Genomic DNA, 19,689 nt, shown 5'->3' on the forward strand with positions numbered 1-19,689 from the left:
AGGGAAGGGCGCCTTGCCTCGGCCGCTTTCGCCGCGTAAGGGCCGCCGCAACAAAAATACCCAGGAAAGGCTCGAACAGGGCATGACGCTGTTTGATTCCCCGTCGTTCGCGAACCACGAAGGCATCCACGCCTTTTCCGACGAAAAGACCGGCCTCAAGGCCATCGTCGCGGTGCACTCCACCGCCCGTGGTCCGGCCGTCGGCGGCACGCGCATGTGGAACTACGGCTCCTCCGCCGAAGCGCTGGAAGACGTGCTGCGCCTGTCGAAGGGCATGAGCTACAAGAACGCCGTGGCCGATCTGGAGATGGGCGGCGGCAAGTCGGTCATCATCGGCGATTCCAGGACCCAGAAGACGCCCGAGCTGTTCCGCGCCTTCGGCCGTTTCATCGACCATCTGGGCGGCAATTATTACGCGGCTGAGGACGTCGGCGTGTCGGTCGACGACATCGCCCAGGCCCGGACGCAGACCGAGTACGTGGTCGGCCTGTCCGGCGGCAAGGAAGGATCGGGCGATCCCAGCCCGGTGACCGCCGAGGGCGTGTTCCGCTCGACCCTGCTGGCCGCGCGCCGGCTGTGGAAGCAGGACGACCTGACGGGCCTGACCATCGCGGTGCAGGGCATCGGCCACGTCGGCGGCTATCTGGCCGACAAGCTGCACGCCGCGGGCGCGAAGCTGGTCGTGACCGACGTCAACGTGCCTCTGCTGGAAGAGGTCGCGGCCCGCACCGGCGCCGAGATCGTGGCTCCGGACGCCATCTATGACGTCAAGGCCGACATCTATGCGCCGTGCGCGCTGGGGGCGACGCTGAACCCGCAGACGCTGGACCGCCTGACGGTCAAGGCCGTGGTGGGCGCGGCCAACAACCAGCTGGCCACCCCGGAGATCGGCCGCATCCTGTTCGAGCGCGGCGTGCTGTACGCGCCCGACTACGTCGCCAACGGCGGCGGGATCATCAACGTGGCGTCCGAGCTCAAGGCCCGCCAGACGGGCGGCGCCTACGACCCGGCCTGGGTCGAGGGCAAGCTGAGCCGCCTGATGGAGACGCTGGAAGAGGTTCTGGACCGCTCGGCTTCCGAGCAGCGCCCGACGCACGAGATCGCTGACGCAATCGCCGAAGCGCGCATCCAGAAGGCCGCGGAGCTGAAGCTGGCGGCGTGATTTCGCCGCCGTCCCGACGTCCTTAACGCCGCATTTACCACGCTCCCGGCAGTTTCTGCCTAGCGGGCGCGTTCGGATGTCCCGCCGGTGTTTCAGGGCGGGTTCGCGTGGGCGGCTTCACGGCGGCGTTGCAGAGATTCGGGATCGGTCGCCTGGCGGCCGTGCTGGGCGTGGCGGCGGGCGTGACGGCGGTTCTCGTCGCCGTGATGCTGCGGATCGGCCAGGCGCCGGACGCCCTGCTTTATTCGAACCTGGACCTGCGCGAGGCGTCGGAGATCACGACGGCGCTGGACTCCGCCGGGATCAAGTATTCGTCAAAGGGCGACGGCTCGACGATCTTCGTCAGCCGCGACGAGGTCGGCACGGCGCGCATGCTGCTGGCCGGCAAGGGGCTCGTGACCCAGGGTTCGGTCGGCTACGAGATCTTCGACGAGCAGTCGGTGCTGGGTCAGACGGAGTTCCAGCAGAACCTGAACGCCAAGCGCGCGCTGGAAGGCGAGCTGGCGCGGGACATCATGTCCCTGCGCGGGGTGTCGATGGCGCGCGTGCGCATCGCGCTGCCGGAGCGGGCGCTGTTCCAGGCCCAGGCGGCTGAGCCGACCGCCTCGGTCGTGGTCGGTCTGGGTGGGCGCGAGATGACCGCCGAGAACGTGCGGGCCATCCGCAATCTGGTCGCTTCGGCCGTGCCGAACATGAAGCCGAACCGCGTGACCGTGGTGGACGACATGAACCGCACCCTGGCCGCCGGCGGCGAGGAGGACGGTTTCGGGGCCGCCGCCGAGCAGGCCAAGACGGGCACGGAGCGCCAGCTGCAGGCGCGCGTCATGGACATCGTCGAAGGCGTCGTCGGGCCGGGCGCCGCGCGCGTGCAGGTCACCGCCGAGATAGATCACAGCCGCCAGACGACGCAGGAGCTGCGCTACGACCCCGACGGTCAGGTCGTGCGCTCGACCGCGACGAACGGATCGACGGCGCAGGACACGACGGCCCAGTCGCTGAGCGGAGCGACGGCGACGGAAAACATTCCGGGCGGCGAAGGCCCCGCCGCGGCGGCCGCCGTCGGCTCCAGCCAGCAGGACACGTCGGAGACCATCAACTACGAAATCTCGAACACCACCACGACGACGGTCAAGGAGCCCGGCGAGGTGCGCCGCCTGGCCGTGGCCGTGGCGGTCGACGGCAAATGGACGCCGGGCGCGGACGGGGCGGAGCCGACCTATGCCCCGCGCACGCCCGAGGAGATCGCCCAGATCAAGGCGCTGGTCTCGGCCGCGGTCGGCATCGACGAGGCACGCGGCGACAAGCTGGAGGTGACGAACGTCCGCTTCGACCGCGCGGCCACGCCGGACGGCGGCGCGGAAGCCGGCGGCGGCATGTTCGACTTCGGCAAGAACGACATCATGCGCGGGATCGAGCTGCTGATCCTGCTGATCACCGGCGTCCTGCTGATCTTCTTCGTCCTGCGCCCCCTGCTGAAGGCGGCGACGGGCGGCGGCGGCGCTCCGGCGGTCGGCGGCATGCCGGCGCTGGCGGGCGCGGGTCCGGGCGGTCCGGCCGTGACCCAGCTGCAGACGATGCCGGCGGGCATGGGCGGCGGCGCCGTGGCGCACCTGACCGGCCCCAGCGAGATGGAGCAGCGGCTCGACATCGCCCGCATCGAGGGACAGGTGAAGGCCTCGTCCGTGAAGAAGGTGGCCGACTTCGTCGAGAAGCACCCCGAGGAATCGACCTCGATCCTCCGCAGCTGGGTGCATGAGGGCTGATGGCTCGGCTCGTCACCAAAAAGCAGGCGGTCGAGGACGTCCGAAAGCTGACCGGACCGGAGAAGGCCGCGGTCATCCTGCTGTCGCTGGGCGAGGACCACGTGCGCCTGTGGCAGGGGCTGGACGAGGACGAGATCAAGGAGATCTCGCAGGCCATGGCCACGCTGGGCACCGTGTCCTCGACGGTCGTCGAGGAGCTGCTGGTCGAGTTCGTCTCGGGAATGAGCGGCTCGGGCGCCGTCATGGGCAGCTTCGAACAGACCCAGAAGCTGTTGACCGCCTTCATGCCGCCGGATCGCGTCGACGCGATGATGGAGGAAATTCGGGGCCCCGCCGGCCGCACCATGTGGGACAAGCTGGGCAACGTGAACGAGGCTGTTCTGGCGAACTACCTCAAGAACGAATACCCGCAGACGGTCGCGGTGGTGCTGTCCAAGATCAAGCCGGACCACGCCAGCCGCGTGCTGACCGCCCTGCCCGAGGACTTCGCCCTGGAATGCGTGCAGCGGATGCTGCGCATGGAGCCGGTGCAGCGCGAAATCCTGGACAAGATCGAGCAGACGCTGCGAACCGAGTTCATGTCGAACCTGGCGCGCACGTCCAAGCGCGACAGTCACGAGATGATGGCGGACATCTTCAACAGCTTCGACCGTCAGACCGAGGCGCGCTTCATCGGCGCGCTGGAGGAGCGCAACCGCGAGGCGGCCGAACGCATCCGGGCGTTGATGTTCGTGTTCGAAGACTTGTCGAAGCTGGATCCGGGCGGCGTCCAGACCCTGCTGCGCGCCGTGGACAAGGACCAGCTGGGGCTGGCCATGAAGGGCGCGTCCGAAAGCCTGCGCGAGATGTTCTTCTCGAACATGTCGGAGCGCGCGGCCAAGATCATGCGCGAGGACATGGAAGGCATGGGCCCGGTGCGTCTGAAAGACGTGGATCAGGCCCAGATGACCATGGTGCAGGTCGCCAAGGACCTGGCCGCCAAGGGCGAGATCATGCTGGCCGGCCAAGGCGGCGACGACGAGTTGATCTACTGACATGAGCGCCGCCCGCCCCTTCTCGTTCGATCAGGAGTTCGCCGAGGACGGCCGCGTCGTGCGCGCCGCCGACTGGCGCCCCTCCAGACGCGCCTATCTGCCCGCCGAGGTCGAGGCGCTGGTGGCGCAGGCCGCCGCCGACGCGCGCGCCCAGGCGCTGGCCGAGGTCGAAGGACAGCGCGCGGCGGCCCTGGCCGTCGTGGCGGACGGCGTCGCGCGCGGCGTGTCCGCCCTGTCGGAGGTGGCGCGGCGTCATCGGGAAGACGCCGCGGGTCTGGCGCTGGCCTGCGGGCGCGTGCTGGCGTCGGCGGCGCTGGACCGCTTTCCCGCCGGCGCCGTGACCGCTGCGATCGAGACGCTGGGCCGGGAGATCGAGGCGCAGGCGCGGCTGACCGTGCGCGCCGCCCGTCTGGACGACGAGGCGCGGCGACTGATCGAGGACGCGTGCGTCCAGTCGGGCCACGCGGGCGCGGTCGCCTTCCGCGACGACCCGTCCATGCCGCCGGCGGCCTTCGAGCTGAGCTGGGCCGACGGTCGCGCCGAGTACGACCCCGAAGGCGCCGCACGCCGTCTGGCCGATACGCTGAATTCCGCCCTGGCCGCCGAGGCGGGGCACGCCGAACCGATCGATCCAGGAGCCTGACCATGGCCGCCGACCTGCCCCTCGAAGAGTTTCCGGAAGGCACGGCCCTGACCGCGGGCGAGGACGCGCGCGACAAGGCGGCGGCCGATCTGGCGCCCGTGTTCGACGTGCCGGTGAACATCGCCGCCGTGCTGGGCAAGTCGCACATGTCGGTGGCCCAGCTGCTGAAGCTGGGTCAGGGCTCGGTGCTGGAGCTGGACCGGAAGGTCGGCGAGGCCATCGACATCTTCGTCAACAACCGCCTGGTCGCACGCGGCGAGGTGGTCGTCGTCGAGGACCGCCTTGGCGTGACCATGACCGAAATCATCAAGACCGAGGACGCGGGCGCCTGAACGGCCGCCGGCAAGTGAGAGATTAGGGAGGACGACCCATGCGGCTTCTGGTGGTCGGCAGACTGAGCGGACAGCTCGCGACGGCGGTGAAGATGGCCATGGCCCACGGGGCCAAGGTCCAGCACGTCGAGCGTGGCGACCAGGCGACGGAGCAGCTGCGCCGCGGTCAGGGCGCCGACCTGCTGATGGTGGACTGGCGCATCGACATCGCCGCCCTGATCGCGGCCAACGAGGCCGAGCGCATCCACGTGCCGGTGGTGGCGTGCGGCGTCGACGCGGGACCGACCGAGGCGGCGGCGGCCATCCGCGCCGGGGCCAAGGAGTTCATCCCGCTTCCGCCGGAAGCCGATCTGATCGCGGCGGTGCTGTCGGCCGTGGCCGACGACGAGCGGCCGATGATCTCGGCCGACCCGGCGATGAAGGCCGTCATCCAGCTGGCCGACCAGGTCGCGCGGTCGGAGGCGAGCATCCTGATCACGGGCGAAAGCGGCGTCGGCAAGGAGGTGATGGCGCGCTATCTCCACCAGAAGTCGAAACGGTCGGATCGGCCCTTCATCAGCGTCAACTGCGCCGCCATCCCGGACAACCTGCTGGAATCCGAGCTGTTCGGGCATGAGAAGGGCGCCTTCACCGGCGCCGTCGCCCGCCGCATCGGCAAGTTCGAGGAGGCCGACGGCGGCACCCTGCTGCTGGACGAAATCTCGGAGATGGACGTGCGCCTGCAGGCCAAGCTGCTGCGCGCGATCCAGGAGCGGGTGATCGACCGCGTCGGCGGCGGCAAGCCGGTGCCGGTCAACATCCGCATCATCGCCACGTCCAACCGCGACCTGACGCGCTCGGTGGCGGAAGGCACGTTCCGCGAGGACCTGCTGTACCGGCTGAACGTGGTGAACCTGAAGCTGCCCGCCCTGCGCGAGCGCCCGGGCGACGTGGTGGCGCTGGCCGACCACTTCGTGAAGAAGTACGCCGCCGCAAACGGCGTGCCGGTGCGCCCGATCGGCGAGGCCGCGCGACGGGCCATCGCCGGCCACCGCTGGACCGGCAACGTGCGTGAACTCGAAAACGCCATGCACCGCGCCGTGCTGCTGGCGACGGGCGCCGAGATCGACGTCGAGGCCATCCGTCTGCCGGACGGCCAGCCGCTGACGGGCTCGACCTATGACGCCGGCCCTGCCGGCCGCGCGGCGCAGACGGCGGACGCGGTCAGCCGGGCTCACGTCGGCCAGACGGTGGCGCAGATGGAGAAGGCGCTGATCCTGGACACCCTGACCCACTGCCTTGGGAACCGCACGCATGCGGCCAACATCCTGGGCATCTCGATCCGGACTTTGCGCAACAAGCTGAACGAGTACGCCGACGAGGGCACGGCAATCCCGGCCCCCCAGTCGGGGGTGGCCGTGTCCGGCTACGCGGCCTGAGGGAGCGCGTCTGAATGGACCGCAGAAGCGTCCTGACCGGCCTAGCGGCCCTGGGCCTGACGGCGTGCGACCGCGCGTCGGGGGGCGGAGCGCCGGCGCCCGTCACCGCGGCGCCCGAGGCCATCGACCTGTCTGCGCTGGAAACGCGCGACGGCGGACGTCTCGGCTTCGTCGCGCACGACCTGGGCAGCGGCCGGATGCTGGCCTGGCGGGGGGAGGAGCGGTTCGTCTACTGCTCCACCTTCAAGATGTTCCTCGCCGCCGCGACCTTCCTGCGGGTGCAGACCGGCGAGGAGCGGCTGGAGCGGATGATCCCGATCACCCGCGCGGACATGGTCAATCATGCGCCCGTGAGCGAACCCGCGATCGGCGGCGCGCTCAGCGTCGAGACCCTGATGAAGGGCACGGTCGAGGTCAGCGACAATCCGGCGGCCAACCTGCTGCTGAAGGCGAACGGCGGCCTGGACGCCATGCGCGCTTTCTACCGCGGCCTCGGTGACGCCGACACCACGGTCGACCGCTACGAACCGGAGATGAACCGTCTGGACGGCGACAAGGACACCATCAGGCCGCTGAGTTCCGCGGCGAACCTGAAGCGCCTGCTGATCGACGCGGACACGCCGTTGAGCGCGCCGCACAGGGACAAGCTGTTGCGCTGGATGACCGACACCCCGACCGGGCCGGCGCGGATCAAGGCCGGCGTTCCCGCCGGCTGGACCGTCGCGCACAAGACCGGCACCGGCGGCTATGGGCCCACCAACGACATCGGCGTGCTGTATCCGCCGTCGGGCGAGCCGGTGATCATCGCGGCTTACCACCACGGCGCGCGCACGGCGCCGTCCGAGCGGAACGAGGCCGTGATCGCCGAAGCGACGCGCCTCGCTCTGGCCGAACTGGGCCGGGCATGACCGACGCGCCGATCATGATGCGCGACGGCATGGCGCGACCCACGGGTCGCGACATGCGCGGCTGGCTGATGCGCGGCGAAGTGTTCATGGCGATGGGCGTCATCGGCATCGTCATGCTGCTGATCCTGCCGATCCCCAGCTTCCTGCTGGATCTGCTGCTCGCGATCTCGCTGGTTTCGAGCGTGCTGATCCTGATGACGGCGCTGCTGATGAAGCGGCCGCTGGACTTCGCCATCTTTCCGACGGTGCTGCTGGTCTCGACCCTGTTCCGGCTGGGCCTGAATCTGGCGTCGACGCGCCTGATCCTGAGCCATGGGCACGAGGGCACGGCCAGCGCCGGTCAGGTCATCCAGGCCTTCGGCAGCCTGATGATGGGCGGCAGCTTCATCATCGGCATCATCATCTTCGTGATCCTGCTGGTGGTGAACTTCGTCGTCATCACCAAGGGCTCGACCCGCATCGCCGAGGTGTCGGCGCGCTTCACCCTGGACTCCATGCCGGGCAAGCAGATGGCCATCGACGCCGATCTGTCGTCCGGCCTGATCGACGAGGACACAGCCAAGCTGCGGCGCAAGGAGCTGGAGCAGGAGTCGACCTTCTTCGGGGCCATGGACGGCGCGTCCAAGTTCGTTCGCGGCGACGCCGTGGCCGGTCTGATCATCACCGCCATCAACGCGGTCGGCGGCATCCTGATCGGCGTGCTTCAGCATTCGATGGCGGCCGGCGACGCCGCCAACAGCTATGTCCTGCTGACGGTCGGCGACGGTCTGGTGACGCAGGTGCCGGCGCTGATCGTGTCGATCGCCGCGGGCTTCCTGGTGTCCAAGGCGGGCGTCGAGGGGTCGGCCGACAAGGCGCTGGTGCAGCAGCTGGCGACCAACCCCGTGTCGCTGGGCGTGGTGTCGGGCGCGGCGGGCCTGATCGGTCTGATCCCCGGCATGCCGCTGATCCCGTTCGCGGCCCTGTCGATCGGGGCGGGCTTCATGGCGTGGAAGCTGGGGCGCGAGAAGCTGAAGCCGAAGCCGACCGAGGCGGATGCGGTCGTGACGGCGCCCCGGACCGACGTCGAGGAGCCCATCTCCACCGCCCTCAACATCGACGAGGTGAAGATCGAGCTGGGCTATTCCCTGCTGTCGCTGATCAACGAGCTGGAAGGCCGGCGCCTGACCGACCAGGTGCGCGCGCTGCGGCGTTCCCTGGCGCAGGAGTACGGCTTCGTGATGCCGGCCGTGCGCATCCTCGACAACATGCGGCTGGGCACGCAGGGCTATTCGATCCGCATCAAGGAGATGGAGGCGGGAACCGGCGAGGTGCGTCTGGGCCAGCTGCTGGCCATGGACCCCGCCGGGCGTCAGGTGGAACTGCCGGGCGAGCACACGCGGGAACCGGCCTTCGGCCTGCCCGCCACCTGGATCGATGAGGCCCTGCGGGAAGAGGCGACCTTCCGCGGCTACACGATCGTGGACCCGTCGACGGTGCTGACCACGCACCTGACGGAGATTCTGAAGGAGAACATGGCCGACCTGCTGTCCTACGCCGAGGTCCAGAAGCTGCTGAACGGGCTGGAGGGGGAGGAGAAGAAGCTGGTCGACGAACTGATCCCGACGGTCGTCACGGTGACGACGCTTCAGAGGGTCCTGCAGTCGCTGCTGCGCGAAAAGGTGTCCATCCGCGATCTGGCGTCGATCCTCGAGGGACTGGCCGAGGCGGCGCCGCATACGTCCTCGGTGACCGGACTGGTGGAGCACGTCCGCACGCGGCTGGCGCGCCAGCTGTGCTGGCAGCATCGCGGCGACGACGGGGCCCTGCCGATCGTGACCCTGTCGCCGGAGTGGGAGCAGGCCTTCGCCGAAAGTCTGGTGGGGCAGGGCGAGGAGCGCCAGCTGGCCATGGCGCCGTCACGGCTGCAGGACTTCATCCGTTCCGTGCGGGACACGTTCGAGCGCGCCGCCATGGCGGGCGAGACGGCGGTGCTGCTGACCGGGCCGCAGATCCGGCCCTATGTGCGCTCCATCATCGAGCGCTTCCGCGGCCAGACGACCGTGATGAGCCAGAACGAGGTGCATCCCCGCGCGCGGCTGAGGACGATCGGCAGCGTCTGACGCGTCGCCTCAGTTGGCGTCGACGAACGCCGCCACACGGTCTATCGCCGCGGCGCACTGCGGCGTCATCGGGGCCCGGTCGAACCACAGGTCTTCGGCGTCGCGCCGGTTGGGAAAATCGCCCCACTGCTGGTAGCTGGAAATGTAGACGGAATAGCCCGCCTGCCAGTCCAGCCGCACGCCGGTCGCCTGCAGCGCGTCGTCGATCTCGATCAGGAGGTCGTGCATGGCCAGATGGACTTCCTGCACGTTGGCCTCGAACTGCGTACCCCCGAAGATGCGGACGCCGGCGCGATAGTGGCCGAGATAGTCGCCTTGGCAGCGCTTGAAGGCGTTGTAGTCGGCCTGGGTGAGCGTGGCCTGCGGCGTGGACGCCAGCGCGGCGGCCAGGGTCAGTGCGATCAACATGCGTCAGTCCTCCCGGCCGGCATCCTGGCGCCGCTTCCGCCCGCCGCCACTGACCGAAGCTGACGCGTCAGTCGCCGGCGGCGTCCAGAACCGTGGCCACCTTGCCGCCGGCTTCCATGCAGTCTTCGCTGAGCGCGACGTTGGCGGCGAAGAACGCCGAGGCGTCGGGCCGCTGGGCCGCGCCGTCCCATTTCGCCCGGCCCTGCTGGAAGGCGCGCTGGCCGGCGGCGGCGTCGAGAGCGGGGACCAGAACCCGGATGTCCCGGTCGAACTCGTCGAAGATCCCCCCGAGGCCTTCGCCCGTCTCGCGCAGGCGCGCCAGCGCCTCGGCGTCGTCGGCCAGGACGACCAGACCGGTCGCATAGGCGCCCTCGAACTGGCCATGACAGTTCTGGAAGGCCTCGTAGTCGGCCTGGGTCAGCACGGGATCCTGAACGAACAGGAGAGCGGCGGCGGCGAAGGCGAGCATGGGGAACCCCGAATACGAACGACGTTCACCTCATGGCACGGTGACGGCGCAGAAGCATCCGGATTTCAGTTCACCTCGGTCCAGCCGCCGGAGGAGGCGGTGCGGGCCGCTGCGTTGGTCGGCCGCGCGATCAGGCCCGACTGCGTGATCCAGACCTCGTACTCGGCCCCGTCGGCCATGGGCATGTAGGCGCCCCCGCCGTAAAGCGTGTCGACCGCGTCGACCCAGCGGCGATACTTGCGGGCATAGTCCCAGGCGCTGATCGACCAGGGCAGATCGACCTCGGGCGCGCCGCCCTCGATCGCATGCACGCTGCGCACGGCGGACCGTTCCTGCTCGATGGTCTGATAGCGGCCGGACAGGCGGTCGAGCCGGTACTGCGTGTCGAGGCCCAGCACATTGGCCCACGGCTTCCAGCGCAGGACCTGCGCCTCCAGCCGCCACTCGTCGCCGTGCATGGGATAGACGCCCACGACGGGCTGGGCGGCCTCGCCCGCGGCGGGTTGGGTGATCGTGGCCTCGAAATACTGGGGGCCCAGCCGTTTCGTGCGGATGGTCGCGACCGGACGCTCATAGGTCAGGCGGGAGTAGGTCTGGACGTTCAGACCCAGCAGGGCCGCGACGGCGGCTGCGGCCAGAAGTCCGCCGCCTCCCACGGCGCCCAGGCCGCCGGAAACGACCCTGCCCCTGAACACCGAACCCAGCCCGCTGAACAGGAAGATCACGCCCAGGACCGCCGCCGTCGCGGGGATGATCCACCACCACCAGACCATGTCGCCGCTCCCCGGAATTCGTCAGCCTTGACCGTTCTATAGGTTAATCCCGGCGTTCGGCGAAGGTTCACCTTCGAGGCGACTGGACTTCGCCCTTCGCGCCGACGATGTTCCGCCGCCATGTCCGCCACGTTCCGCGATCGTTTCGACGCCTTCCGCCGGTTCCTGAACACGCCCGGCTTCGGCCGCCGGGTCGTGGTGCTGCTGGTGGTCGCGCTGGCCCTGAAGCTGGCGGTGAACGTCACCGCCTTCGTCATCATCGACCGCACGGCCGAGCAGGACGCCCTGGCCCGATCGTTTCAGGAGATCCGCCGCGCCTCGCGCTCGGTGCTGATCGGGGTCCTGACCGCCGAGACCGCCCAGCGCGGCTATCTGCTCACGGGCGAGGCGGCGCGGGAGGCCGAGACCCTGGAGGGTCTGCGCCAGGTCGACCGCGCGCTGCTTGTGCTCGGCGAAGAGGCCAGCCGCGACCCGGATCTGGCGCCGCTGGTGTCGGACGTGCGGGAGGCGGCACGGGCCAAGGCGCAGGAACTGGGCGTCACCCTTGACCTGGCGCGGGGCGGACGCGTCCCCGACGCCGTGCGGGTCATGGCGACGGGGGAAGGGCAGGCCCTGACGGACCGCCTGCGCACCGGGGTGGGGGCCATCGACGAGCTGGTCGGGTCGCGACTGCAGGCGGCCAATGCGGCCTCGACCAACGGCCTGCGGACCGTGGGCGTGGTCAACGGCATCTCCAGCGTCCTGATCATCAGCCTTGCCGTCGCGATCTTCTGGCTGCTGCGCACCTACATTTCGGAAATGCAGGCGAAGCAGCTCGAACTGGATCGGCTGAACGCCGGGCTGGAGGACGAGGTGCGGGACCGGACGCTGGCGCTGACGCGCGCCAACGAGGAGATCCAGCGGTTCGCCTACATCGTCAGCCACGACCTGCGCGCGCCGCTGGTCAACGTCATGGGCTACACCTCCGAGCTGCAGGCGTCTGGCAAGGCGCTGGAGACGCAGCTCGCGGCGGTGGAGGCGAAGGCGCCGAAACTGGTTCAGCCGGAGGCCGTCGCCGCGATCCGCGAAGACGTCCCCGAGGCCATCGGCTTCATCCGCGCCTCGACCGAAAAGATGGACCGGCTGATCAATGCCATTCTGCGCCTGTCGCGGGACGGTCGCCGGGCGCTGCATCCGGAACGGATCGACCTCGCGGCCCTGGCCACCAACGCCGCGAAGGCGGTCCACCACCAGACCGACCAGCAGGGCGCGCAGATCGTCGTCGGGAGCCTGCCCACCATCGAGAGCGACCGTCTGACCGTCGAGCAGCTGCTGGGCAATCTCGTGGACAACGCGGTCAAGTATCTGGATCCCGCCCGACCCGGCCGCATCCGCATCGACGGTCTCGAACGCGCCGACGGCATGGTGGAGGTCCGCGTCGCCGACAACGGCCGCGGGGTCGCCCAACGCGATCTGGAGCGGATTTTCGAACTGTTCCGGCGGGCTGGAAAGCAGGATCGGCCGGGCGAGGGGCTGGGGCTGGCGTTCGTCCGCAACGGCGCCCGCCGTCTGGGCGGCGACGTGCGCGTGGAGAGCGTCGCGGGAGAGGGCTCGACCTTTTCGCTGATATTGCCCAGAAGGCTGGTCGTGACCGCGTCCGGAGAGCCCGCATGACCAACCCCGTGAAGATCGTGATGGTCGAGGACGACCACGGTCACGCCCGGCTGATCGAGAAAAACATCCGTCGCGCGAACATCTCCAACGAGATCGCGCACTTCGCCGACGGCGGCGCCGCCCTGGACTATCTGTTCTCGGACGAGGTCAAGGCCAATGGGCCGCTGCTGATCCTGCTGGACCTGAACCTTCCGGACATGTCCGGCACGGACATCCTGGCGAAGGTGAAGGGCGACGAGCGCCTGAAGCGCGCGCCGGTGGTGATCCTGACCACCACCGACGACAGGGTCGAGATCCAGCGCTGCTACGACCTGGGCTGCAACGTCTACATCACCAAGCCCGTCGACTACGAGAATTTCGCCGACGCGATCCGCCAGCTGGGCCTGTTCCTGTCGGTGATGCAGGCCCCGGACATCGAGTGATCGACCTGAAGCGTGCAGTGAGACTGCTCTACGTCGACGACGACGTCGCGCTCGCGCGGCTCGTCCAGAAAGAGCTGGGCCGACACGGCTACGACGTCGTCTGCGCGCACGACGGCGACGAGGGGCTGCGCCTTATGGCCGGCGGAGGCTGGGACGCCTGCGCCCTGGACCACTACATGCCCGGTCGGGACGGGATCGACGTCCTGCCCGAAATGATCGCGCTGCCCGAAGCCCCGCCCGTCGTCTACGTCACCGGGGCGCAGGAAGGCGCGTTGGCGGTGGCCGCGCTGCGGGCCGGGGCCGCCGACTACGTGATCAAGGACGTGTCCTCGGACTTCGTGACGCTGCTGCGCAACGCGGTCGACGACGCCATGATGCGCCGCCGGCTCCAGCGAGAACACGAGTCCGCCCAGGCGGAAATCGCGGCCGCCCGCGACCGCGCCGAGGCGATGTTGCGCGAGGTGAACCACCGGGTCGGCAACTCGCTGCAGCTGGTGTCCAGCTTCATCTCCCTGCAGTCGCGCCAGCTCAAGGACGAGGGGGCGCGGGGGGCGCTGCGCGAGGCGCAGGCGCGCATCGAGGCCGTGGCCCACGTGCACCGTCGCCTCTACACCTCCGGCGACATGGCGACGGTCGCGCTGGACGAGTATCTGCGCGGCCTGATCGACGAACTGGGTCAATCGCTGGGACCGGACGGATCGTCGCCGGATCTGAGGCTGGAAGCCGAGCCGCTGACCGTGTCGACGGATCAGGCGGTGTCGCTGGGCGTCATCGTTTCGGAACTGGTCACCAATGCGGTGAAGTACGCCTATGCTCCGGGCCAAAGCGGCGAGATCCGCGTGCGGCTGGAGAAAGCCGACGGCCATCGCGCCGTGCTGACGGTCGAGGACGACGGTCCCGGCATCGACGCTGCCGACGACAAGCCCAAGGGGACCGGACTGGGCCGCAAGATCATCGCGGCCATGGCCGGCGGCCTGAAGAGCGCGCTGGAGTTCGATCCGGCGCACACGGGCGTGCGGGCGCGGCTGGCTTTCGATCTGTGACGCCGTCGCTTCAGTTCGGCGACCGCGAGCCCGGGCTCGACTATCGCCGCCGCCCCACCGCGTTCGGCATCGTCGAACGGGACGGTCGGATCGCCTGCGTGCGCGTGGACCGCGGTCAGGAGAGCTATTTCGATCTGCCGGGCGGCGCCGTCGACGGCGAGGAGACGGAGCCCGAGGCCCTGGAGCGGGAATTCCGGGAAGAGACCGGGATGACGATCGCGGCGGGCGACCGGTTCGCCGAAGCCGGGCAGCGGTTTCGCAAGTCCGACGGCACGCCGGTCGACAACGTCGGAGGTTTCTGGACCGCGACGTGCAAGGCGCACGATCCGGCGGCCAAGGTCGAGGACGATCATGAACTGGTCTGGCTGGAGCCGGCGCGGGCCGTGGCCGAACTTCGGCACGACGCCCACGCCTGGGCGGTGGCCAAGTGGCTGAGAAACCAGCGCAAGCTGGGCCGTATGGAACGGTGAAGCCTGCGTCCGCGCTGTCCTGACCGAAGCGGCGCCGCGTCGGCGTCGCCAGCTGGAAAGGGACCGTCCCCATGCCCGATCACGATCGCATCGAAGGCGCCGCCAAGAAGATGGGCGGCGACGTCAAGGAAGCCGTCGGCAAGATGACCGGCGACGCCAAGCTGCAGGCCGAGGGCAAGGCCGACCAGGTGGAAGGCAAGGCCCAGAACGCCGTCGGCGGCGTCAAGGACGCCGTACGCGAGCACGACGCCAAACACTGAGTTCAGGGGCGGTCGAAAAGACTGTCCAGAAGGGCGGGGTCGCCCGTCCCCCAAGCGCAGCGGCCGGACGTCGACGACGTCCGGCCGTCCTCGTCTCTGGCCTCCGCGTGGGTGCAGGTGGTCCGCGGTCGCCGGGCTGCGGCGCGGCGGCTCTCCTCCTCCCTCACGGCGCGTTCGATGCGGTCGAAGCACTCGGCCACGCCCTCGGACGTCGGGCGCAGCTCGGGCCGGCATTGCTGTGCGGCGTAGCGGACGGGATCGGCAAGCGCCTCCGGCGGCAGCGGTGTGGAGGCCATAGGGGCCGCACCCGCCCCGCGCTCGTACGATGCCGCCAGCTCGCGGTCGAAATCGTCCGTCCTGCTCGTGACGGGAGCCAATTCCGCAAGCGGGCTGCGTCCGAACACGGCGTCGTAGTTCGACCCTGGCGTGACGGATCGCGCCACGGGCGATGGCGCGACGGGATCCGCCAGGGTTCCAGCGGGCGCCGCAGGCGGCGCGGTCGAGACGACCTCGCCCGGCGGCGGGTCCTGCAGGAACAAAGCCAGGGCGGCGACGATCAGAAGCATGGGCGGTCCCTCCGCCGAACACCGTGCGCCGACCGGGTCGGCGGCCCTACTGACGCGGCCTGACGATCAGCGGGACAGGGCGCGCATGGCCTTGTCGAGGCCGTCCAGCGTCAGGGGATACATGCGGTCGTCGATCAGCTCGCGGATCATGCCGACCGAGGCGGAGTACCCCCAATAGCGCTCCGCCGACGGGTTGAGCCAGGCCACGCGGTCCCACTGCTGCGTCGCGCGCTTCAGCCAGACGGCGCCGGCTTCCTCGTTCCAGTGCTCCACCGAGCCGCCGGGCATGGTCACCTCATAGGGGCTCATCGTGGCGTCGCCGATGAAGATGGCGCGCCAGTCGCCGGGGTATTTGTTCAGCACCTCCCACGTCGGCGTCTTTTCCGAGTGACGCCGACGATTGTCCTTCCACACGCCCTCGTACAGACAGTTGTGGAAGTAGAAGAATTCCAGATGCCGGAACTCGCTGCGGGCGGCGGAGAACAGCTCCTCGCAAAGCTGGACGTGAGCGTCCATCGAGCCGCCGACGTCGAGGAACAGCAGCACCTTGATCGTGTTGCGCCGTTCCGGCCGCATGTGGATGTCCAGCCATCCCTGACGCGCCGTGCCGTCGATGGTCGCGTCCATGTCCAACTCGTCCGGCATGCCCTGGCGCGCGAAGCGGCGCAGGCGGCGCAGGGCGACCTTGATGTTGCGCGTGCCCAGTTCGACCTGATCGTCCAGATTGCGGTATTCGCGTTTCTCCCAGACCTTGACCGCCCGTCCCTGACGGCCCGGCCCGCCGATGCGCACGCCCTCGGGATTCCAGCCGCCGTGACCGAAGGGGCTGGTCCCGCCGGTGCCGATCCACTTGTTCCCGCCCTGGTGCCGACCCTGCTGCTCCTCCAGCCGCCTGCGCAGCGTGTCCATCAGCGCGTCGAAGCCGCCCAGCGCCGCGATCTGCGCCTTCTCCTCGTCGGTCAGGTATTTTTCGGTGAGCAGCCGCAGCCAGTCTTCCGGGATCTCGGCGGGCGCCAGCTCGTCGGGGCCGACGGTCTCCACGCCGGCGAAGACCTTGGAGAAGACCTGGTCGAAGCGGTCGTAGTGCTTCTCGTCCTTCACCAGCACGGCGCGCGACAGATGGTAGAAATCGTCCACGCGGCCCGACGCCACGCCCCGATCCATGGCCTGCATCAGATGCAGCCACTCCTTCATCGACACCGGAACCTTGGCGTCGAGCAGGGCGGTGAAGAAGGGCAGGAGCATGGGGCGACCCTATCAGGCCTGATCCAGCAGCCCAATCAGTTGATCGGCGTCCGCCGGCGCGGCGCTTTTGATGTCGTTGTCGAAGTAGACGAAGACGTCGCGGCTGTTCTGCCAGTCGCGGATGGCCCCGGCCCAGTCGCGCAGCGCGACCTCGCCGTAGCGCCCGTGATAGCGGCCGCCGGGGCCGTGTCCGCGCAGGTAGATGAAGTCCGCGGTCGCCTGCCACGGCGCCGGCGCGTGATGGTGGTCCGAGATGCACAGGGCGACGTTGCGGGCCGTGAGCATCGCCAGCACGGCGTCGGCGTACCAGCCGGGATGGCGGAATTCGACGCTGTACCGCCGGCCGGCGGGCAGGGCGTCGAGGAAGTCCTGCAGGCGCGCATCGTCGCGGTGGAGGTTCGGCGGCAACTGGAACAGGACGGGGCCCAGCTTTGCGCCCAGGCCCTCTGCCCTTGCGAACAGGTAGGCCAGCGGATCGGCCGGGTCGCGCAGCTTCTTGTTGTGGGTGATGAACCGCGAGGCCTTCCAGGCGAACAGGAAGGCGTCCGGCGTCTGTCCCCGCCAGGCGGCGACGGCGGCTTCCGTCGGCATGCGGTAGAAGCTGGCGTTGATCTCCAGCGTCCGGAATCGGCGAGAGATGTAGGCCAGCCGCCCCGCCGCCTTGACGTCATCGGGATAGAAGGGACCGTTCCAGTCCTTGTAGGCCCAGCCGGAGGTGCCGATCCTGACGTCGCCCATGGCAGGCCAATGGACGCGCGGGCGGCGGGTTCCCTCAGCCGCGGCGCAGGATGAACTCGTCGTCCAGCCACGTGCCGACGGGATACTGGTACTCGCCGGCCTTCTCGAACCCGTGGGCCGCGTACAGCTTCTGAGCCTTCAGATTGCCGCTCCAGACGCCGATCCACTGGGGGCCGTCCCCGAAATCCGTCATCCACTCCAGCGCCCGGGTCAGCAGCGCCGTGCCCAGCCCCAGACCCTGCGCAGACCGGTCGACGTAGAGGCGGCGCAGCTCGGCGTGGCCGGGCGTGGCCTCGGGATGGGGCAGACCATTGGGGCCGGCGTTGGCGAAGGCCAGCAGGTCGCCGTCGCGCTCGGCCACCCACCAGGCGGCGCCGGGCTCGGCCAGTGCGGTCCGCGTGGCCTCGACGCCGAACGCTTTTTCAAGATGCGCGGAGAGGTCGGCTTGCGGATAGGGGATGCCGAAGCCCGTGACGAAGGTGTCGATGAAGGTGCGTCGGCCGAGGCGGGACAGGGCCTCCGCGTCTTCGGGGCGGGCGGAGCGGATCAGGACGTCGGCGGCCATGGCGGCGCTTTAGCGGGATCGCGGCGGACGCGACAGAGGGACCGCGACAGGGCGTCGAGTCGGCGCCTATGTTGGTGACGATGGCCGTGCCGATCTTCACCCACCCCGACATGATCCGCCACGCCACGGGCGTGGGCCATCCCGAACGGCCGGGAAGGTTGACGGCCGTGCTGGACGCCCTGGCCGACGCCGGGCTGGACCACGACCGTCGGGCGGCCGTCGAGGCGGAGGTCGCGGATCTGGAGCGGGTGCACCCCGCGGCCTATGTCCGGACCGTCCTCGACGCCTCGCCCGAAGAGGGCATGCGGTCGCTGGACGCCGACACCGTGCTGTCGCCGGGCAGCGTTAGGGCTGCGCGGCTGGCGGCGGGCGCGGTGATCGACGCGGTGCGGTCCGTCGCGGCCGGCGACCTTACCCGCGCCTTCTGCGCGGTCCGGCCGCCGGGGCACCACGCGGAGCCGGACAGGGCCATGGGGTTCTGCCTGTTTTCCAGCGTCGCCGTGGCCGCCCGTGCGGCGCAGGCCGCCGGGCTGACGCGGGTCGCGGTGATCGACTTCGACGTGCACCATGGCAACGGGACCCAGGCGGCCTTCGAGGCCGATCCGACGCTGTTTCTCGGCTCGATCCACCAGATGCCGCTGTACCCCGGCACCGGGGCGGCGTCGGAAACGGGCGTCGGCAACGTGGTCAACGTGCCGGTTGCGCCTCACGCCGCCCGCGAGTCGTGGCGCGCCTCGTTCCAGGGCGGACTGATGCCGGCGCTGGAGACGTTCGCGCCGGACCTGATCCTGATCTCGTCGGGATTCGACGCTCACCGGCGCGATCCGCTGGCCCACCAGAGCCTGGAGGCCGAGGACTTCGCCTGGGCCACGCGCGCCGTCGCCGAGGTGGCGCGCCGCGTCTGCGGGGGCAGGATTGTGTCGTCGCTCGAGGGCGGTTACGACCTTGAGGGACTGGGCCGGTCCGCCGTCGCCCACGTCCACGCCCTGGGGGAGGAATGAGGATGCGCGCCGACCGGCCCACGACCGGCTTCGTCGCCGTCCGCGGATCATGACCGTGCAGGAGCCGACCGCACGCCCCGTCGCCGCCCCGATTCCCGCCGTGCCGACGGCGGGCGCGACGACGACGCGCCCCGGCTCGATCATCCTGACGCGGCATGGCGAACCGGCCCTGTCGCGCAAATGTCTGATCACCGCCCGGCAATACAAGGACTGGTGGGGCAAGTATGAGGTCGGCGGGTTGCTGGCCGGCCAGACGCCGCCGCCGGAGCTGGTCAACGCCGCCGAAGGCGCCGGCGCGATCTACGCCTCCACCCGGCAGCGCGCGCAGGAGACGGCCGCCGCCGTATCCGCCGGGCGCGAGGTGATGTCCGACGCCCTGTTCATCGAGGCGCCCCTGCCGCCGCCGAGGCTGCCGGACTTCATCCGACTTTCGCCGCGCTGGTGGGGCGTGGTGTCCCGCGTGTGGTGGCGGCTGTCCGACCGGCACCATCAGGAAGAAACGCACCGCGAGGCCAAGGTCCGCGCCGACGTGGCCGCCCGCAAGCTGATCGAGCGCGCCGAGGCGGGGCAGGACGTCCTCGTTCTCGCCCACGGCTATTTCAATCACATGGTCGGCAAGCGGCTGAAGGCGAACGGCTGGGCGCTGGTCCACAATCAGGGCTTCAAATACTGGAGCCAGCGTCGCTACGAGCGGCGCTGACCGTTGCCGGGCGC

The 19,689-nt window shown here is 69.7% G+C and carries 22 protein-coding genes; 15 read left to right on the top strand and 7 right to left on the bottom strand.

The features are described from left to right. The first annotated feature begins 82 nt into the window (after positions 1 to 82). The 8 genes from VGR32_RS06290 to flhA all read left to right on the top strand — a co-directional run bounded on the left by VGR32_RS06290 (position 83) and on the right by flhA (position 9,362). A complete protein-coding gene (locus tag VGR32_RS06290; RefSeq protein ID WP_327449193.1) occupies positions 83 to 1,162 on the top strand; it encodes a Glu/Leu/Phe/Val dehydrogenase in 1,080 nt (359 codons plus the stop codon). A gap of 107 nt (positions 1,163 to 1,269) precedes the next feature. Further along, on the top strand, positions 1,270 to 2,925 hold the full coding sequence (gene fliF / locus VGR32_RS06295) for a flagellar basal-body MS-ring/collar protein FliF (RefSeq protein ID WP_327449195.1): 1,656 nt from the start codon (positions 1,270 to 1,272) through the stop codon (positions 2,923 to 2,925). Continuing rightward, complete coding sequence (fliG, locus tag VGR32_RS06300; RefSeq protein ID WP_327449197.1) at positions 2,925 to 3,959, top strand: flagellar motor switch protein FliG; 1,035 nt, start codon at positions 2,925 to 2,927, stop codon at positions 3,957 to 3,959. Before fliF ends, fliG begins: the two co-directional genes overlap by 1 nt. Position 3,960: 1 nt before the next feature. Continuing rightward, positions 3,961 to 4,602, top strand: coding sequence for a flagellar assembly protein FlbE (locus VGR32_RS06305; RefSeq protein WP_327449199.1), 642 nt, complete (start codon positions 3,961 to 3,963; stop codon positions 4,600 to 4,602). Between the two features lie 2 nt (positions 4,603 to 4,604). Continuing rightward, positions 4,605 to 4,934, top strand: coding sequence for a flagellar motor switch protein FliN (gene fliN / locus VGR32_RS06310; RefSeq protein ID WP_327449201.1), 330 nt, complete (start codon positions 4,605 to 4,607; stop codon positions 4,932 to 4,934). A 38-nt stretch (positions 4,935 to 4,972) separates the two neighbouring features. Next, positions 4,973 to 6,352 (top strand): sigma-54 dependent transcriptional regulator, encoded by a 1,380-nt coding sequence (locus tag VGR32_RS06315; RefSeq protein ID WP_327449203.1) that lies wholly within the window; start codon positions 4,973 to 4,975, stop codon positions 6,350 to 6,352. A gap of 14 nt (positions 6,353 to 6,366) precedes the next feature. Beyond that, complete coding sequence (gene bla, locus VGR32_RS06320) at positions 6,367 to 7,260, top strand: class A beta-lactamase (protein WP_327449205.1); 894 nt, start codon at positions 6,367 to 6,369, stop codon at positions 7,258 to 7,260. Between the two features lie 14 nt (positions 7,261 to 7,274). Further along, positions 7,275 to 9,362 carry a flagellar biosynthesis protein FlhA gene (gene flhA / locus VGR32_RS06325; RefSeq protein WP_327449428.1) on the top strand — a complete coding sequence of 696 codons (2,088 nt, stop codon included), beginning with the start codon at positions 7,275 to 7,277 and terminating at the stop codon, positions 9,360 to 9,362. Between the two features lie 9 nt (positions 9,363 to 9,371). Here the strand turns inward: flhA and VGR32_RS06330 are convergent, their stop codons facing one another. The 3 genes from VGR32_RS06330 to VGR32_RS06340 all read right to left on the bottom strand — a co-directional run bounded on the left by VGR32_RS06330 (position 9,372) and on the right by VGR32_RS06340 (position 11,012). Further along, positions 9,372 to 9,770 carry a hypothetical protein gene (locus VGR32_RS06330; protein WP_327449207.1) on the bottom strand — a complete coding sequence of 133 codons (399 nt, stop codon included), beginning with the start codon at positions 9,768 to 9,770 and terminating at the stop codon, positions 9,372 to 9,374. Positions 9,771 to 9,837: 67 nt separating this feature from the next. Next, the gene (locus VGR32_RS06335; RefSeq protein WP_327449209.1) at positions 9,838 to 10,239 is read right to left on the bottom strand and encodes a hypothetical protein; all 402 of its coding nucleotides are present in this window, start codon (positions 10,237 to 10,239) and stop codon (positions 9,838 to 9,840) included. Positions 10,240 to 10,304: 65 nt separating this feature from the next. Beyond that, entirely contained in the window at positions 10,305 to 11,012 is a 708-nt protein-coding gene (locus VGR32_RS06340; protein ID WP_327449211.1) for a hypothetical protein, read from the bottom strand. 120 nt (positions 11,013 to 11,132) lie between these two features. Between VGR32_RS06340 and VGR32_RS06345 the strand changes: the two genes are divergently transcribed. The 5 genes from VGR32_RS06345 to VGR32_RS06365 all read left to right on the top strand — a co-directional run bounded on the left by VGR32_RS06345 (position 11,133) and on the right by VGR32_RS06365 (position 14,860). Next, complete coding sequence (locus VGR32_RS06345; RefSeq protein WP_327449213.1) at positions 11,133 to 12,665, top strand: sensor histidine kinase; 1,533 nt, start codon at positions 11,133 to 11,135, stop codon at positions 12,663 to 12,665. Then, positions 12,662 to 13,087 (top strand): response regulator, encoded by a 426-nt coding sequence (locus tag VGR32_RS06350; RefSeq protein ID WP_327449215.1) that lies wholly within the window; start codon positions 12,662 to 12,664, stop codon positions 13,085 to 13,087. Before VGR32_RS06345 ends, VGR32_RS06350 begins: the two co-directional genes overlap by 4 nt. Continuing rightward, positions 13,084 to 14,130, top strand: a complete 1,047-nt coding sequence (locus VGR32_RS06355) for a sensor histidine kinase (protein WP_327449217.1) — start codon at positions 13,084 to 13,086, stop codon at positions 14,128 to 14,130. Before VGR32_RS06350 ends, VGR32_RS06355 begins: the two co-directional genes overlap by 4 nt. Continuing rightward, positions 14,127 to 14,600, top strand: coding sequence for an NUDIX domain-containing protein (locus tag VGR32_RS06360; protein ID WP_327449219.1), 474 nt, complete (start codon positions 14,127 to 14,129; stop codon positions 14,598 to 14,600). Before VGR32_RS06355 ends, VGR32_RS06360 begins: the two co-directional genes overlap by 4 nt. A gap of 71 nt (positions 14,601 to 14,671) precedes the next feature. Then, positions 14,672 to 14,860 (top strand): CsbD family protein, encoded by a 189-nt coding sequence (locus tag VGR32_RS06365; protein WP_327449221.1) that lies wholly within the window; start codon positions 14,672 to 14,674, stop codon positions 14,858 to 14,860. A 2-nt stretch (positions 14,861 to 14,862) separates the two neighbouring features. On the opposite strand, the gene VGR32_RS06370 is transcribed toward VGR32_RS06365, so the two are convergent. The 4 genes from VGR32_RS06370 to VGR32_RS06385 all read right to left on the bottom strand — a co-directional run bounded on the left by VGR32_RS06370 (position 14,863) and on the right by VGR32_RS06385 (position 17,974). After that, positions 14,863 to 15,426 (bottom strand): hypothetical protein, encoded by a 564-nt coding sequence (locus tag VGR32_RS06370; protein ID WP_327449223.1) that lies wholly within the window; start codon positions 15,424 to 15,426, stop codon positions 14,863 to 14,865. Between the two features lie 66 nt (positions 15,427 to 15,492). Then, positions 15,493 to 16,671, bottom strand: a complete 1,179-nt coding sequence (locus tag VGR32_RS06375; protein WP_327449225.1) for a vWA domain-containing protein — start codon at positions 16,669 to 16,671, stop codon at positions 15,493 to 15,495. 12 nt (positions 16,672 to 16,683) lie between these two features. Next, positions 16,684 to 17,409: a DUF72 domain-containing protein gene (locus tag VGR32_RS06380; RefSeq protein ID WP_327449227.1), complete on the bottom strand. Its 726-nt coding sequence runs from the start codon at positions 17,407 to 17,409 to the stop codon at positions 16,684 to 16,686. 34 nt (positions 17,410 to 17,443) lie between these two features. Further along, positions 17,444 to 17,974, bottom strand: a complete 531-nt coding sequence (locus tag VGR32_RS06385; RefSeq protein WP_327449229.1) for a GNAT family N-acetyltransferase — start codon at positions 17,972 to 17,974, stop codon at positions 17,444 to 17,446. 80 nt (positions 17,975 to 18,054) lie between these two features. Here VGR32_RS06385 and VGR32_RS06390 point away from each other — a divergent pair, with 80 nt between their 5' ends. Then, on the top strand, positions 18,055 to 18,975 hold the full coding sequence (locus tag VGR32_RS06390; RefSeq protein WP_327449231.1) for a histone deacetylase family protein: 921 nt from the start codon (positions 18,055 to 18,057) through the stop codon (positions 18,973 to 18,975). A gap of 49 nt (positions 18,976 to 19,024) precedes the next feature. Further along, a complete protein-coding gene (locus VGR32_RS06395; RefSeq protein ID WP_327449233.1) occupies positions 19,025 to 19,675 on the top strand; it encodes a histidine phosphatase family protein in 651 nt (216 codons plus the stop codon). Positions 19,676 to 19,689 lie beyond the last annotated feature (14 nt).

The sequence above is a fragment of the Brevundimonas sp. genome (genome assembly GCF_035935935.1).
Taxonomy (GTDB): domain Bacteria; phylum Pseudomonadota; class Alphaproteobacteria; order Caulobacterales; family Caulobacteraceae; genus Brevundimonas.

Excerpts from the sequence above, each read along its gene's own strand:
- VGR32_RS06290 (WP_327449193.1), top strand. The coding sequence starts at position 83 with ATGACGCTGTTTGATTCCCCGTCGTTCGCGAACCACGAAGGCATCCAC.
- fliG (WP_327449197.1), top strand. The coding sequence starts at position 2,925 with ATGGCTCGGCTCGTCACCAAAAAGCAGGCGGTCGAGGACGTCCGAAAG.
- VGR32_RS06305 (WP_327449199.1), top strand. The coding sequence starts at position 3,961 with ATGAGCGCCGCCCGCCCCTTCTCGTTCGATCAGGAGTTCGCCGAGGAC.
- fliN (WP_327449201.1), top strand. The coding sequence starts at position 4,605 with ATGGCCGCCGACCTGCCCCTCGAAGAGTTTCCGGAAGGCACGGCCCTG.
- VGR32_RS06315 (WP_327449203.1), top strand. The coding sequence starts at position 4,973 with ATGCGGCTTCTGGTGGTCGGCAGACTGAGCGGACAGCTCGCGACGGCG.
- bla (WP_327449205.1), top strand. The coding sequence starts at position 6,367 with ATGGACCGCAGAAGCGTCCTGACCGGCCTAGCGGCCCTGGGCCTGACG.
- flhA (WP_327449428.1), top strand. The coding sequence starts at position 7,275 with ATGATGCGCGACGGCATGGCGCGACCCACGGGTCGCGACATGCGCGGC.
- VGR32_RS06330 (WP_327449207.1), bottom strand. The coding sequence starts at position 9,770 with ATGTTGATCGCACTGACCCTGGCCGCCGCGCTGGCGTCCACGCCGCAG.
- VGR32_RS06335 (WP_327449209.1), bottom strand. The coding sequence starts at position 10,239 with ATGCTCGCCTTCGCCGCCGCCGCTCTCCTGTTCGTTCAGGATCCCGTG.
- VGR32_RS06340 (WP_327449211.1), bottom strand. The coding sequence starts at position 11,012 with ATGGTCTGGTGGTGGTGGATCATCCCCGCGACGGCGGCGGTCCTGGGC.
- VGR32_RS06345 (WP_327449213.1), top strand. The coding sequence starts at position 11,133 with ATGTCCGCCACGTTCCGCGATCGTTTCGACGCCTTCCGCCGGTTCCTG.
- VGR32_RS06350 (WP_327449215.1), top strand. The coding sequence starts at position 12,662 with ATGACCAACCCCGTGAAGATCGTGATGGTCGAGGACGACCACGGTCAC.
- VGR32_RS06365 (WP_327449221.1), top strand. The coding sequence starts at position 14,672 with ATGCCCGATCACGATCGCATCGAAGGCGCCGCCAAGAAGATGGGCGGC.
- VGR32_RS06370 (WP_327449223.1), bottom strand. The coding sequence starts at position 15,426 with ATGCTTCTGATCGTCGCCGCCCTGGCTTTGTTCCTGCAGGACCCGCCG.
- VGR32_RS06375 (WP_327449225.1), bottom strand. The coding sequence starts at position 16,671 with ATGCTCCTGCCCTTCTTCACCGCCCTGCTCGACGCCAAGGTTCCGGTG.
- VGR32_RS06380 (WP_327449227.1), bottom strand. The coding sequence starts at position 17,409 with ATGGGCGACGTCAGGATCGGCACCTCCGGCTGGGCCTACAAGGACTGG.
- VGR32_RS06385 (WP_327449229.1), bottom strand. The coding sequence starts at position 17,974 with ATGGCCGCCGACGTCCTGATCCGCTCCGCCCGCCCCGAAGACGCGGAG.
- VGR32_RS06390 (WP_327449231.1), top strand. The coding sequence starts at position 18,055 with ATGGCCGTGCCGATCTTCACCCACCCCGACATGATCCGCCACGCCACG.
- VGR32_RS06395 (WP_327449233.1), top strand. The coding sequence starts at position 19,025 with ATGACCGTGCAGGAGCCGACCGCACGCCCCGTCGCCGCCCCGATTCCC.